General features: G+C 66.6%; 13 protein-coding genes. All 13 read right to left on the minus strand.

Features of this window, described 5'->3' with window-relative positions; translation table 11 throughout:
- Positions 1 to 58: 58 nt before the first annotated feature.
- On the minus strand, positions 59 to 655 hold the full coding sequence (locus U4Z31_RS00055; protein ID WP_044848884.1) for a phosphoribosyltransferase: 597 nt from the start codon (positions 653 to 655) through the stop codon (positions 59 to 61).
- 8 nt (positions 656 to 663) lie between these two features.
- Positions 664 to 2,010, minus strand: coding sequence for an adenylosuccinate synthase (locus U4Z31_RS00060; protein ID WP_044848883.1), 1,347 nt, complete (start codon positions 2,008 to 2,010; stop codon positions 664 to 666).
- Positions 2,011 to 2,123: 113 nt separating this feature from the next.
- Positions 2,124 to 3,272 carry an ATP phosphoribosyltransferase regulatory subunit gene (locus U4Z31_RS00065; RefSeq protein ID WP_044848882.1) on the minus strand — a complete coding sequence of 383 codons (1,149 nt, stop codon included), beginning with the start codon at positions 3,270 to 3,272 and terminating at the stop codon, positions 2,124 to 2,126.
- A gap of 101 nt (positions 3,273 to 3,373) precedes the next feature.
- A complete protein-coding gene (locus U4Z31_RS00070) occupies positions 3,374 to 3,565 on the minus strand; it encodes a DUF2065 domain-containing protein (protein WP_009687995.1) in 192 nt (63 codons plus the stop codon).
- A gap of 36 nt (positions 3,566 to 3,601) precedes the next feature.
- On the minus strand, positions 3,602 to 4,501 hold the full coding sequence (locus tag U4Z31_RS00075) for a protease modulator HflC (RefSeq protein WP_321809144.1): 900 nt from the start codon (positions 4,499 to 4,501) through the stop codon (positions 3,602 to 3,604).
- A 15-nt stretch (positions 4,502 to 4,516) separates the two neighbouring features.
- Positions 4,517 to 5,884: an FtsH protease activity modulator HflK gene (hflK, locus tag U4Z31_RS00080; RefSeq protein ID WP_321809145.1), complete on the minus strand. Its 1,368-nt coding sequence runs from the start codon at positions 5,882 to 5,884 to the stop codon at positions 4,517 to 4,519.
- A 47-nt stretch (positions 5,885 to 5,931) separates the two neighbouring features.
- Complete coding sequence (gene hflX / locus U4Z31_RS00085) at positions 5,932 to 7,107, minus strand: GTPase HflX (protein WP_321809290.1); 1,176 nt, start codon at positions 7,105 to 7,107, stop codon at positions 5,932 to 5,934.
- Between the two features lie 72 nt (positions 7,108 to 7,179).
- Positions 7,180 to 7,419 carry an RNA chaperone Hfq gene (gene hfq, locus U4Z31_RS00090; protein ID WP_006399927.1) on the minus strand — a complete coding sequence of 80 codons (240 nt, stop codon included), beginning with the start codon at positions 7,417 to 7,419 and terminating at the stop codon, positions 7,180 to 7,182.
- A 141-nt stretch (positions 7,420 to 7,560) separates the two neighbouring features.
- Positions 7,561 to 8,898, minus strand: a complete 1,338-nt coding sequence (der, locus tag U4Z31_RS00095; protein WP_044848985.1) for a ribosome biogenesis GTPase Der — start codon at positions 8,896 to 8,898, stop codon at positions 7,561 to 7,563.
- 247 nt (positions 8,899 to 9,145) lie between these two features.
- Complete coding sequence (gene bamB, locus U4Z31_RS00100; protein WP_044848984.1) at positions 9,146 to 10,291, minus strand: outer membrane protein assembly factor BamB; 1,146 nt, start codon at positions 10,289 to 10,291, stop codon at positions 9,146 to 9,148.
- Positions 10,292 to 10,331: 40 nt separating this feature from the next.
- Positions 10,332 to 10,961 carry a tetratricopeptide repeat protein gene (locus U4Z31_RS00105; RefSeq protein WP_044848983.1) on the minus strand — a complete coding sequence of 210 codons (630 nt, stop codon included), beginning with the start codon at positions 10,959 to 10,961 and terminating at the stop codon, positions 10,332 to 10,334.
- A gap of 55 nt (positions 10,962 to 11,016) precedes the next feature.
- Entirely contained in the window at positions 11,017 to 12,357 is a 1,341-nt protein-coding gene (gene hisS, locus U4Z31_RS00110; RefSeq protein WP_044848982.1) for a histidine--tRNA ligase, read from the minus strand.
- Between the two features lie 21 nt (positions 12,358 to 12,378).
- Positions 12,379 to 13,683: a flavodoxin-dependent (E)-4-hydroxy-3-methylbut-2-enyl-diphosphate synthase gene (gene ispG, locus U4Z31_RS00115; RefSeq protein WP_006483314.1), complete on the minus strand. Its 1,305-nt coding sequence runs from the start codon at positions 13,681 to 13,683 to the stop codon at positions 12,379 to 12,381.
- Positions 13,684 to 13,756 lie beyond the last annotated feature (73 nt).

Consider the following 13,756-nt stretch of genomic DNA (forward strand, 5'->3'; position numbering starts at 1 on the left):
ATAAAAAACGGCGCCGCAAGCGGCGCCGTACAAGGCTTTCCTTCGATCGGCCGGCCGCTTACGCGCCCGAGCCGTCGCGCTGCGCGCGACCGCGCTTGATCCATGCCTCGAGGTTGTGCGGACGAACCGTGTCCCACTCTTCGAACGGCTGATGAATCCACGGATTCGTCGGCAGATACTGTGCGTGATAGTCCGGCTTGACCTTCGAGCAGCCCTTGTACCAGAGCACGGCCGAACGCACGGCCGTGACCGACGGATAACGCTCCTTCAGGTGCTCCTGCACGCGTGCGAGCGTGACGCCCGAATCGACGAGATCGTCGACCAGCAGCACGTTGCCCGCGAGACTGCCGCGCGTCATCGTGATGTACTGCGCGATGTCGAGCTCGCCCTGCTCGGTGCCGGCCGCTTCGCGGTACGAACTCGTCGCGAGGATCGCGAGCGGGACGTCGTAGATGCGCGACAGCTGGTCGCCGACGCGCAGACCGCCGCGCGCAAGGCACAGGATCTGGTCGAATTTCCAGCCCGATTCATGCACCTGCAGCGCGAGCAGCTCGATCAGACGATGGTATTCGTCCCAGCCTACCCACAGGTTCTTGTCGTCGTTGCGCGGATCGGTCATCAAGTCTGCCGCCGTCATCGTGATTTGCTGCGTCATGCTGAGAATTACACCTTGAACGGATGGCGAAGCAGGATCGTCTCGTCGCGATCCGGCCCCGTCGAAACCATGTCGACCGGCACGCCGGCCACTTCCTGGACGCGGGTCAGGTAGGCCTGCGCATTCGCCGGCAGCGCGTCCCACGTCTTGATGCCCACGGTGCTTTCCTTCCAGCCGGCGAACGTTTCGTACACGGGCTCGCAACGCGCGACGTCGGCCGCACCGCGCGGCAGGATGTCCACGTCCTTGCCGTCGATCTTGTAGCCGACGCACAGCTTGACTTCATCGAGGCCGTCGAGCACGTCGAGCTTCGTCATGCACAGGCCCGACACGCCGTTGATCTGGATCGAGCGGCGCAGTGCCGCTGCGTCGAGCCAGCCGGTGCGGCGCGGACGGCCGGTGACCGAGCCGAATTCCTTGCCGACGTTCGCGAGCGTGACGCCGACCTGGTCCTGGCGCTGCGGGTTGTCCGCGTCGTACAGCTCGCTCGGGAACGGGCCCGAGCCGACGCGCGTGCAATATGCCTTCGTGATGCCGAGGATGTAGTTCAGCTTCTGCGGACCGACGCCGGCGCCGGCCGATGCCGCACCCGCGACGCAGTTGCTCGACGTGACGAACGGATAGGTGCCGTGGTCGATGTCGAGCAGCGTGCCTTGCGCGCCTTCGAACAGCAGGTTCTGACCGGCATTGTTCGCGTCGTACAGACGGCGCGACACGTCGGCGACCATCGGCTTCAGGCGATCGGCATAGCCGAGCATCGTGTCGAGCGTGGCCTGGAAATCGACGGCCGCGCCACCCAGGTACTGGGTCAGCACGAAGTTGTGGAAATCGAGGTTTTCGCGCAGGCGGTCGGCGAAGGTCTTCGCGTCGAACAGGTCCTGCACGCGCAGCGCGCGGCGGCCGACCTTGTCCTCGTACGCCGGGCCGATGCCGCGGCCGGTCGTACCGATCTTGCCCGCGCCCTTGCGCGCTTCGCGCGCCTGGTCGATCGCGATGTGGTACGGCAGGATCAGCGTCGTGGCTTCGGAGATGAACAGGCGATCGCGCACGTTCACGCCGGCCTCTTCCAGCTCGCCGATTTCCTTGAACAGTGCCTCGGGGGACAGGACGACGCCGTTGCCGATGTAGCAGGCGACGCCTTCACGCATGATGCCCGACGGAATCAGGCGCAAGATGGTTTTCTTGCCGCCGATGATGAGGGTGTGGCCGGCGTTGTGACCGCCCTGGAAACGCACGACGCCCTGAGCGTGGTCCGTCAGCCAGTCGACGATCTTGCCCTTGCCTTCATCACCCCATTGCGTTCCCACGACGACGACATTGCGCCCGGGAGTCACGTTCACTGCGCTGGCAGACATGTTGATTCGTTAGCTGGTTAAAAACGTATTCTACCTATGTTCGCGGGCGATTCCGAATTTTTCCGTTTCGCTTCAACGATATGCATGCCGAACGACGGCCCGCGAACGCCTGTTTAACGGGGTTCGACCACCCACGCGCCGTCACGCTCGACGAGCGAACGGTCGCAGGCGAACTCGTCGAGCACGTGGTCGTGTCCCGGCAAGGCCTGGATCACGACCTCGCCCGCGTCGCGCAGCGCCGCCACCGCCGCGCTCAGCGCGTCGTCCTGCGCCCACGGCGCGAGAATCGCGGTGCCGCGCGCCTCGACCGGCGAAATCCGCGCGAGCTCGCGCAGGTCGAGCGAGAAGCCCGTCGCCGGACGGGCGCGGCCGTAGGCCTGGCCCACGTGGTCGTACCGGCCGCCGCGCGCGATCGCGTTCGGCACGCCGTCGATGTACGCCGTAAACATCGCGCCGCTGTGGTACGCGTAGCCGCGCAGGTCGGCGAGATCGATCGCCACCTCGACGCCCCTTGCCTGCGCCGCAAGCTGCGCGAGATCGTCGAGCGCACGCGTGATCTCGGGCAGCACCGGCAGGCGCACACGCGCCTCGTCGAGCACGCTCGCGTCGCCGTACAGATGCGGCAGCGCACGCAGCGCCGCGCGCGTGTCGGCGCCGAGATCGTCGGTGAGTTCGTTCAGCAGCGGCACGTCCTTGCCCGACAGCGCGTCGTACAGCGCCTCGCCGCGCTCGGCAGCCTGTGCATCGCGCGCGAGCAGCGCCGCGAGCACGCCCGCGTGGCACAGGTCCAGGCGGATGCGCGACAACCCCGCGAGGTGTAGCGCGTCGAGCATCAGCTGCTGGATCTCGAGATCGGCTTCCAGCCCGGCGTGCCCGTAGATTTCGGCGCCGATCTGGATCTGTTCGCGCGTCGCGTGCAGCCCGCGAGGACGCGTATGCATCACGTGGCCGGCATAGCAGAGGCGCGTCACGCCCTGGCGGTTCAGCAGGTGCGCGTCGATGCGCGCGACTTGCGGCGTGATGTCCGCGCGCAGGCCGAGCGTGCGGCCCGACAGCTGGTCGACCAGCTTGAAGGTGCGCAGGCGCAGGTCGTTGCCGCCGCTCGTCAGCAGCGATTCGAGGTATTCGAGCAACGGCGGCATCACCATTTCGTAGCCGTACGAACGGAAGCGGTCGAGCAGCCTGCGGCGCAGCTCCTCGATCTTGCGCGCTTCCGACGGCAGCACGTCGGCGATATTCTCGGGAAGTAACCAGGTCGACATCGGTACGGTCCTACGACGGGAAACAGGGCGCGACATGCGCGCCGCGAAATGAATCGGAAATCGGCAATCGGGCGGAACGAACGGCGGGTGCGCCGTCCGGATCAGGTGGCGAGCAGCAGCAGGACGAGCCCGAGCGCCATCACGATGAGCCCGCCGATCCGGATATGATGCGGCGGCCGCTCCGCTATTCTACGAAACGTGTCGCGCCAGGCGACGGGAAACACGAAGGGGAACGCCCCCTCGATGATCAGCATCAGTGCTACCGCGAGCAACAACGAGCCAGCCAGGTCCATGCGAGCGACGGCGCCGCTCGACGCGGCGCCCCAAGGTCAGTGTTTGCGGGGAGCGGGTGCCGCCGGTGCGGCACCGCCCGTCGGGCTGCGCATGAAACGGAAAAACTCGCTGTCGGGGTCGACGACGATGATGTCGTTGCGCTTGAAGGTATTCCGGTAAGCCTGCAGGCTCGCGTAGAACTGGTAGAACTGCGGATCGCGGCCGAACGCATCGGCGGCGATCGACGCGGCCTTCGCGTCGCCCTCGCCCTTGATCGTCTGCGCGGACTTGTACGCGTTCGCGAGCACCGCCTGCTGCTCGCGTTCCGCGTCAGCCTTGATCTGCTCGACCTCGGCGGCGCCATCCGCGCGCACCTGTGCGGCCTGGTCGCGCAGCGCGGCAATCATCCGCTGATAGACGGCATCCGTCTGCGCAGCCGGCAAGTCGACGCGCGTCAACTGCACGTCGACCACGTCGACGCCGAAGCCCGATGCCGTCGCGCGCACCGCGTCGCGCGCCGCATTGGCGATCTCGCGCTGCCCGCCGAGCGCGTCGTCGAGCGCGCGCTTGCCGAACGCGTCGCCGAGTGCGCTCTTCAGCGCGCCGGCCAGGCGGTCGGCGGCCGCCGCCGGGTCACCGCCCGTCGCCGCGAAATACTTCATCGGATCGCTGATCCGATACTTGACCGCATACGCGACGAGCAGGTCGTGCTTGTCTTCGGTCGCCAGTTGCAGCGGATCCGACGACTCGAGCGATTGCAGGCGCGTGTCGATCAGCGTCGCCGTCTGCAGCGGCGGCGGCAGCTTGAAATGGATGCCGGGGCCCGCGAGTTCGGGTTGCGCGCCGTCGCGGCCCGACAGCACGGCCGCATGGCGCGGATCGACGGTCAGGACGGTCGACGACGCCGCGAAAGCGGCGATCACGATTGCGACGACGAGCGCAATGATTCGGTTCATGTTCTGCGCTCCCCGTTACTTCGTATCGTCTTCACGCGAGCGGCTGCGGAACGCTTCGCGCGACCGCAGCACGTCGCTGCCCGGTGCGGGCGCCGCCGCGGCCGAAGCCGCGCTCGCGGGTGCGCTCGCCGCGGCGGCGGCCGGCGCCGACATCGCGTCGGGCGCGGATGCGCCGGCGGGCGTCGCGGCATTCGTCGCATTCGTCGCATTTGCGGCGTTTTGTCGCCCCTGCTCGACGAGCTTGTCGAGCGGCAGGTACACGACGCTGTTGCCGCCCTTGTTGCCGACGAACACCTTCGTCGCGTTCGAATAGATTTCCTGCATCGTCTCGAGGTACATCCGCTCACGGATCACCGCGGGCGCCTTCGAATACTGTGCATAGACCTGCTTGAACCGGTCGGCGTCGCCTTCGGCCTGCGTGACCACGCGATCGGCATACGCCTTCGCTTCATCGGCAAGTTTCGCGGCGTCGCCCTGCGCCTTCGGCAGCAGATCGTTCGCGTAGGCCTGCGCGGCACGCTTCGCGGCTTCGCGATCGTCGCGCGCCTTCGCGACTTCGGCGTACGCAGCCTGCGTCTGCTCGGGCGCCGCGACGCTCTGCATCGTGACGGCCGTCACCTCGAGCCCCGACTGGTAGCGATCGAGATCGCGCTGGATCGCGGCGGACAGCTGCGCGCGCAGCGCGTCGCGGTCCTGGTTCAGCATGTCGGCCGCGCTGCGCGTGCCGACGATCGCGCGCACCGCGGCCTGGGCGGCCTGCGACACGCTGCGCTCGGGATCGACGCTGCGGAACAGGTAATCGGTTGCCGAACGGATCCGGTACTGGACGACGAAACGCACGTCGACGATGTCGGCATCACGCGTCAGCATCGCCGCTTCCTTCACGTTCGCGAGACGCACGACGTTGTTGCGGCCGATCTCGATCGAACGGACCTGCGACGTATCGACGATCTCGTGCGACGCGAACGGATACGGCGCGCGCCAGTGCACGCCCTGGCCGACCGTGCCCGACAGCTTGCCGAACTGCAGCACGACGCCCGTCTGGCCTTCCTGCACGACGAACAGCCCGCTGCCCGCGTAGACCGCGACCAGCACGCCGATCACGATGCCGACGCCGACACGCGCGGCCCGGCCGTTGTCGGGCCGGAAGCCGTTGCCGCCCTTGCCGCCGAACAGGCCGCTCAGACGCCGGTTGAAGTTGCGCCACATCTCGTCGAGATCGGGCGGACCGTCACCGTCGCCACCGGGCGGACGCTTCGATTCGTTCACACGCGGACGGGATCCGTCGTTGCCCTTGCCTTCGCCGCGTCCCCAGCGGGGATCGTTGATCGACAGCAAGGCGCGCATCCGCCGCCAGGTACTCCGCTCGTTGTATTCGTTCACCAGAGTTTGTTCACCAGATTAGACGCCGGCGAACCGGCCGGGACCGGTTAGCGCCCGTGTTCGGAAATCGTGTGGTCTTCGTGCGGTTCAGCGGGTGCGCCGTCGAGCGCGGCGTTGGGTAACGTCGCGCCGGTAAGGTGTTCCGCGGAGGCGATCTCGGCGATGGCGGCACGCAACGCGTCAAGACCCTGACCGGTGCGTGCGCTCAAAAAGACGCGCGAAATATTACCATACTCGTCCCGCTCGACCGCGTCGCCGCGGGCCGCCAGCTCGGGCACCGCATCGATCTTGTTGAACACCAGCACCTGCCGGATCGTGTCCGCGCCGATCTCGTGCAGCACGCCGTTCACCTGCTCGATCTGTTCGAGCCGCACCGCGCTCGATGCGTCGACCACGTGCAGCAGCAGATCCGCATGGATCGTTTCCTCGAGGGTCGCGCGGAACGCGGCAACCAGCTGGTGAGGCAGTTCGCGAATGAACCCGACCGTATCGGACACGACGATCTGACCGGCCTCGTCGCCGAGGTACACGCGTCGCGACGTCGTATCGAGCGTGGCGAACAGCTGGTCGGCCGCATAAGCCTGCGCTTTCGTCAGCGCATTGAACAGCGTCGACTTGCCCGCGTTCGTATAGCCGACGAGCGACACCGACATCGTGCCGCTGCGTGCGCGCTGGCGACGCTGCGTGCTGTGCTGCCGGCGCAGCCGGTCGAGCCGCGACTTCAGCATCTTGATGCGCTCGCCGATCAGCCGGCGGTCGGTTTCGAGCTGGGTTTCGCCGGGGCCGCGCAGGCCGATACCGCCCTTTTGCCGCTCCAGGTGGGTCCACGCGCGAATCAGCCGGGTCGACAGGTATTGCAGCTGCGCGAGCTCGACCTGCAGCTTGCCTTCGTGACTGCGGGCGCGCTGCGCAAAGATGTCGAGGATGAGGCTCGTGCGGTCGACCACCCGCCTGTTAAGCGCCTGCTCCAGATTACGTTGCTGGGCCGGTGCCAGTGCGTGATTGAAGATGACGATTTCGACGTTGTGCGCGTCGCAGGCAAGCCGCAATTCTTCGGCTTTGCCGCTGCCGATGAACATCTTGGCATCGGGGCTGGCGCGACGACCTGTGAGGGTGACGGCGGAACGGGCCCCCGCACTGGAGGCGAGAAGACTGAGTTCTTCGAGGCTGGCTTCGAAATCGGTCTTGCCGAAGTCGATGCCGACGAGCGCTGCGTTGATCAAATTATCGGGTGTCAAGATGAGGCGGCTGGCATCGGTCGCTCGCGGCGACCGGATGCCGGCCGCTGCAATGGGTTAGGACGAGGCTTCCGCGTCCGGGTGGAAGTTCACCGGGCGCGCCGGCACGACCGTCGAGATGGCGTGCTTGTAGACCATCTGGGTCACCGTATTACGGAGCAACACGACGTACTGGTCGAACGATTCAATGTTCCCTTGCAGCTTGATGCCGTTGACGAGATAGATCGAAACGGGAACGTGCTCTTTGCGCAGTGCGTTCAAAAACGGGTCTTGTAACAATTGCCCTTTGTTGCTCATGGCGTACTCCATCTTTTTTTGCAGGTTGATCTGGATTGGCGACGAAGAAAAAGAGATCCGGCGCCAATCGCTACACTATAGCTGATTTTGCCTGCCCCGCCCGGGCGTAGGCCATGCGGCCTATCCCTTGCAGGACCTGCTTCAGCCCTTGTCCGCGTACGGGTTGTTCGACGAACGGAACTCTATGCGCAATGGAGTCCCGGTCAGTGAGAAAGTTTCGCGGAATCGGTTTTCGAGGTAACGCTTGTAGGTTTCCGTCACCGCGTCGAGCGCGTTGCCGTGGATGACGATCAGCGGCGGATTCTGGCCGCCCTGGTGCGCGTAGCGCAGCTTCGGACGCACCGGGCCGCGACGACGCGGCTGCTGGAACTCGACGGCCTCGATCAGCGCGCGCGTGAGCTTCGGCGTCGGCAGCTTCGCCATCGCCGCCGCGTACGCGTCGTCGACCGAACGCATCAGCGCGCCGATGCCGGTCTTCTTCGCGGCCGAAATGTAGTGCGACTTCGCGAAGTCGAGGAATTTCAGCTTGCGGGTCAAATCTGCTTTCGCGCGATCGCGCGCGTGGTCGTCGAGACCGTCCCACTTGTTGACGCCGATCACGAGCGCGCGGCCCTGCTCGACGACGAAGCCGGCGATGTGCGCGTCCTGGTCGGAAATGTCCTGCTGCGCATCCAGCAGAAGAATGACGACGTTCGCGTCGGAGATCGACTGCAGCGTCTTCACGACCGAGAACTTCTCGATCGCCTCGAACACCTTGCCGCGGCGGCGCAGGCCCGCGGTATCGATCAGCGTGTATTTCTTGCCGTTACGCTCGAAGTCGACGTAGATCGAATCGCGCGTCGTGCCCGGCATGTCGAACGCGATCACGCGGTCCTCGCCGATCAGCGCGTTCACGAGCGTCGACTTGCCGACGTTCGGGCGGCCCACGATCGCGATCTTGATGCCGCGCGACGGGTCGTCCTCGTCCGCTTCCTCGGGCTGGCCCGCGTACGCGACTTCCAGCGCCTCGTTGATCATGTCGGTCACGCCGTCGCCGTGCGCGGCCGAGATCGCGCGCGGATCGCCGAGGCCGAGCTCGTAGAAGTCGGTCGCGACCGCCGTGTACTTCATCCCCTCGGCCTTGTTGACGACCAGGAAAATCGGCCGGCCGGTCTTGCGCAGGTAGTCGGCGATCGACTTGTCCTGCGGCGCGAGCCCGTTACGACCGTCGACGATGAACACGACGACGTCGGCTTCCTCGACGGCCTGCCGCGTCTGGCGCGCCATCTCGTGGAGGATGCCGTCCTTCGCGACGGGCTCGAAGCCGCCGGTATCGACGACCAGGTACGGCCGTGCGCCGACGCGCCCTTCGCCGTAATGGCGATCGCGCGTCAGGCCCGGCAAGTCGGCGACCAGCGCATCGCGCGAGCGCGTGAGCCGGTTGAACAGCGTGGATTTCCCCACATTGGGGCGCCCAACGAGGGCAATGACCGGTTTCATCTGTGTTTTCTACGGTGATGCGCAGCAGCGGGAGGCCCGCTGCTGCGGGCGGCTGCGCTGAATGAAAATATCACGAATTCGCGCCGCGCCGGATGCGCGCGCCGGGCGCGCGGTGCGCGCCGTCGTCTTTCGTTGCGAACTGCCTTTCAAATACCGAGCGGCCGGGGACACCGGCCGCCTTCATGTCGCGCGACCGCAGCGCGCGGGACAGGCCCGCCGCGCCGCGATTGCGCCTGTTGCGTGCGCGTCAGCGCGGACGGAATCCGTACAGGCCACCGTCCTTGGTCTGCACGACGAGCGTATTGCCCGCCAGGACCGGCGCCGCGGTAATCGCGCTGCCGTCCGTCTTCATCCGGGCGATGAAGCTGCCGTCCTCGCGCGACAGGAAGTGCACGAAGCCCTTGTAGTCGCCCATCACGACCGCATGGCCGAGCAGGTACGGCACGCCGACGTCGCGGCTCTTCAGCTTGTCGTTGCGCCAGAGCGGGTTGCCGCTCGCCGCGTCGTAGGCCGTCACGACCGACCAGTCGTCGCCGCCGGCGACGACCGAATCGTCCTGCGCGAGACCGCTGCGGCTCGAGAACGCCTTTTCCCACAGCGGACGGCCCGAGTTCGCGTCGAAGCAGCCGAGCTGGCCCTGGAACGTGACCGCGCACGCCTGGGCACCGACGAGCGTCGGCGGACCGCTGACGTCGTTGATGCGCTCGACTTCGGTCACGCCCTTCGGGAACGACACGGGCGTCTGCCAGAACGGCTCGCCCGTCTGCAGGTTGATCGCGACCAGACCGCCGCCGGGGAAGCCCGCCAGCACGGCCGCATCGCCCGCGAACGTCATGCCGGCCGACACGCGCAGGTTCAGCGGCACCGCGCGGTTGCGGTAGTTCCACTTCTGCTCGCCCGTCTGCCCGTTGAACGCGATCACCTGACCGTCGATCGTGCGCACGATCACGAGGCCGTTGCCGACCAGCGGCGGCGAGAAGATCTCGCCCTGCACGCTCGTCTTCCACAGCTGCTTGCCGTCCGGGCCGAGCACGAACACACCGCCCTTGAGCGCGCCGACGGCGGTCAGGTTGCCGTCGCTGCCGACCCCGGCCGACAGGTCCGAACCGACCTTCGAGCGCCACAGCGTCTGGCCCGTCTTCGCGTCGATCTTCTCGACCGAACCGTTCTCGCCCGCCGCGTAGACGGCGTCGCCCACGGCCACCGGCGAGAACAGGTAGCGCCCGCCCTTGCCGACGCTCGCCTTCCAGACCTGTTGCACGTCCAAGACGGGCTTGAACTCGGTGAGCGGCGTCGGCACGCGGCGCGCGTCCTTCGACGACGAGCAGGCCGCCAATGCCAGGACAGCCGCCGCGCAGGCTACGGGCACAGCGTAACGTTTCAGCAAATTCATCGGTTAGCGAAGCAGAGTTAAGAGGTTGAGGGGGCCGCGATCAGCCGCCGAGCGCATCGAGCTTGAACTGCACGAGCTGGCGCGCGGACTGGTCGTCCTGCGACAGGCCGGCGAGCGCGAGCTTGTACGCGGCGCGCGCATCGTCGGTCTTGCCTTGCGCCGCGAGCAGATCGCCGCGGCGATCGGCCACGAGGCCCTTGAATGCATCCACCGGCGTGCCGGACAGCAGCGCGAGGCCCGCGTCGTACGCCTTCTCGTCGAGCAGCAGCGACGCGAGACGCAGCTTCGCGATCTGCTTGTACTCGTCGTCCTTGGCGTGATCGGCGGCCCATTGCAGCTGCGCCTTCGCGCCGGCGGCATCGCCGGCCGCGTACAACGTCTTCGCCGCCGTGAGCGCGGTCATCTGCGCATACGGCGTGCTGCCGAACTTGTCTTCCATGTCGGCGGCCGCACGGGCCATCGTCGCCTTGTCGTTCGCGGCAGCGGCCTTCTGCACCTGCTCGTACAACCCGGAAGCCTCGGCGGCCTGACGGCGCTGCCAGTAATTCCAGCCGTTGAAACCGGCCGCGACGACCAGCGCCGCGAGCACGATCCACGTCGTGAGGTTGCCCCAGCGGGCCCACCACGCCTTCAGACTTTCAATCGATTCTTGTTCGTCGTGATAACTCATCGGCGAGCGATTCCTTCCATTTCAGGCTTTTCTTGTCGAGCGAATGCCAGCGCGATCAGTCGTCGCCGTCTTCGGCGGATGCAACCATCGCATTGATTAGGAATTCGGTCAAGCTTTCGACCGGTACGGTCTGCTGAACGTTCTTTTCCCCGTCCTCGCCCGCGCCGCGCAGCGCTTTCACGCCCACCGTGCCGTTCGCGACCTCTTCTTCGCCGAAGATCACCGCGAACGCGGCACCGCTCGCATCGGCCCGCTTCATCTGCGACTTGAAGCTTGCCGGGCCGCCGTCGGCGCTGCAGTGGAAAATCACGTCGAGGCCCGTATCGCGCAGACGCTCGGCCGCGATGAACGCCTGTTCGCGCGCCGTCTCGCCCTGGTGCACCACGTACACGTCGACACCTTCCTGCTCGGGCGCGAGATCCTCCTCCTTCAGCAGTTCGAGAATGCGCTCGATGCCCATCGCCCAGCCGCACGCGGCGGTCGGCTTGCCGCCGAGCTGCTCGATCAGCGGATCGTAGCGGCCGCCGGCCGCGACCGTGCCCTGCGCGCCGAGCTTGTCGGTCACCCACTCGAACACGGTCAGGTTGTAGTAGTCGAGGCCGCGCACGAGACGCGGGTTGATCTTGAACGGGATGTTGTTCGCGAGCAGCAGGCGCTGCAGCCCTTCGAAGTGGGCACGCGACTCGTCGCCGAGGAAGTCGATCAGCTTCGGCGCGTTCTGCGCGATTTCCTGCAGCGCCGGGTTCTTCGTGTCGAGCACGCGCAGCGGGTTCGTATACAGGCGACGCTTCGCGTCCTCATCCAGCACGTCGGCGAACTGCTCGAGATACTTGATCAGTTCGACGCGGTGCGCGGCACGCTCTTCGGCGAGGCCGAGCGAGTTGATCTCGAGCTTGATGCCGGTCAGGCCGAGGTCGTCCCACAGGCGCTGGCACATCATGATGATCTCGGCATCCGCATCCGGGCCCGCGAAGCCGAGCGCCTCGACGCCGACCTGATGGAACTGGCGGTAGCGGCCGCGCTGCGGACGCTCGTGACGGAACATCGGGCCGATGTACCACAGGCGCTTCGGGCCGTCGTACAGCATGTTGTGCTCGATCGACGCGCGCACGACCGCCGCGGTGTTCTCCGGGCGCATCGTCAGGTTCTCGCCGTTCAGCGCATCGGTGAAGCTGTACATCTCCTTCTCGACGATGTCCGTGACTTCGCCGATGCCGCGCGTGAAGAGCTGCGTGTGTTCGACGATCGGCGTGCGGATGTTCTGGTAGCCGTACGCGCGCAGCAGCGATTTCACGGTAGCTTCGAAGAACTCCCAGAGGCCGGCATCCTGCGGGAGGATGTCGTTCATGCCCTTGACGCCGGTGAGCTTCTCGATCTTGCGTTTCTGTTCAGTCATCGTTCGTGTGTGTGGACGAATTTAGTTCAGGGCCTCGGTACGGCCGTAATTGCGTGCGACGTAGTCGCTGACGATCTGCTGGAATTCCTCGGCGATCCGCTCGCCGCGCAGCGTCTTGACCTTCTCGCCGTCGATGAAGACGGGCGCGGCCGGGTTCTCGCCCGAACCCGGCAGGCTGATGCCGATGTTCGCGTGCTTCGATTCGCCCGGGCCGTTGACGATGCAGCCCATCACCGCGACGTTCATCTTCTCGACGCCCGGATATTCCTTGCGCCAGACCGGCATCTGCTCGCGCAGGTAGGTCTGGATCTGCATCGCGAGTTCCTGGAACAGCGTGCTCGTGGTGCGTCCGCAACCCGGGCACGCGATCACCATCGGCGCGAACGAGCGCAGGCCCATCGTCTGCAGGATTTCCTGGCCGACGATCACTTCGCCCGTGCGCGACGCGCCCGGTTCCGGCGTCAGCGAAATGCGGATCGTGTCGCCGATCCCTTCCTGCAGCAGCACGCCGAGCGCGGCCGTCGACGCGACGATGCCCTTCGAGCCCATGCCGGCCTCGGTCAGCCCGAGATGCAGCGCGAAGCCGCAGCGGCGGCCGAGTTCGCGGTACACGGCGATCAGGTCCTGCACGCCGCTGACCTTGCACGACAGCACGATGCGATCGCGGCCGAGGCCCAGCTCGACCGCGCGCTCGGCCGAGCCGATCGCCGACTGGATCAGCGCTTCGTACATCACGCTCTGCGCATCCCACGGCTGCGCGCGCGCGCCGTTCTCGTCCATCATGCGCGCGAGCAGATCCTGGTCGAGGCTGCCCCAGTTCACGCCGATCCGCACCGGCTTGTCGTACTTCGCCGCGGCTTCGATCATCTGCGCGAACTGCGTGTCGCGCTTCGCGCCCTGGCCGACGTTGCCCGGGTTGATCCGGTACTTCGACAGCGACTCCGCGCAGCCCGGGTAGTCGCGCAGCAGCAGGTGGCCGTTGTAGTGGAAATCGCCGACGAGCGGGACGGTCACGCCCATCCGGTCGAGCTGCTCGCGGATCGCCGGCACGGCGGCCGCGGCCTCCGGCGTATTGACCGTGATGCGCACCAGTTCGGAGCCCGCGTTCGCGAGTTCCTTGATCTGGATCGCCGTGCCGATCGCGTCGGCCGTGTCGGTATTCGTCATCGACTGCACGCGCACCGGCGCATCACCGCCGATCGTCACGAGCTGCCCGCCCCAACGAACATCCACCGCATGCGACACGCGACGCGGCTGATGCCCGCCGAACACCGGCTCGGTTGAACAAATCTGACTGCTGCGTGGGGATTGAGCTTCGGATTGCATCGATAGATCCATTTACGCGGAATGCGCCGCGAGGCGGCGCATGAATTGAAAAAGCGCCGTGCCCTCGCGGCCT

This window comes from Burkholderia sp. BCC1985 (assembly GCF_905339915.1).
GTDB lineage: Bacteria > Pseudomonadota > Gammaproteobacteria > Burkholderiales > Burkholderiaceae > Burkholderia.

Coding starts and splice junctions, on each gene's coding strand:
- U4Z31_RS00055 (WP_044848884.1), bottom strand. CDS start 655: ATGACGCAGCAAATCACGATGACGGCGGCAGACTTGATGACCGATCCG.
- U4Z31_RS00060 (WP_044848883.1), bottom strand. CDS start 2,010: ATGTCTGCCAGCGCAGTGAACGTGACTCCCGGGCGCAATGTCGTCGTC.
- U4Z31_RS00065 (WP_044848882.1), bottom strand. CDS start 3,272: ATGTCGACCTGGTTACTTCCCGAGAATATCGCCGACGTGCTGCCGTCG.
- U4Z31_RS00070 (WP_009687995.1), bottom strand. CDS start 3,565: ATGGACCTGGCTGGCTCGTTGTTGCTCGCGGTAGCACTGATGCTGATC.
- U4Z31_RS00075 (WP_321809144.1), bottom strand. CDS start 4,501: ATGAACCGAATCATTGCGCTCGTCGTCGCAATCGTGATCGCCGCTTTC.
- hfq (WP_006399927.1), bottom strand. CDS start 7,419: ATGAGCAACAAAGGGCAATTGTTACAAGACCCGTTTTTGAACGCACTG.
- der (WP_044848985.1), bottom strand. CDS start 8,898: ATGAAACCGGTCATTGCCCTCGTTGGGCGCCCCAATGTGGGGAAATCC.
- bamB (WP_044848984.1), bottom strand. CDS start 10,291: ATGAATTTGCTGAAACGTTACGCTGTGCCCGTAGCCTGCGCGGCGGCT.
- U4Z31_RS00105 (WP_044848983.1), bottom strand. CDS start 10,961: ATGAGTTATCACGACGAACAAGAATCGATTGAAAGTCTGAAGGCGTGG.
- hisS (WP_044848982.1), bottom strand. CDS start 12,357: ATGACTGAACAGAAACGCAAGATCGAGAAGCTCACCGGCGTCAAGGGC.
- ispG (WP_006483314.1), bottom strand. CDS start 13,683: ATGCAATCCGAAGCTCAATCCCCACGCAGCAGTCAGATTTGTTCAACC.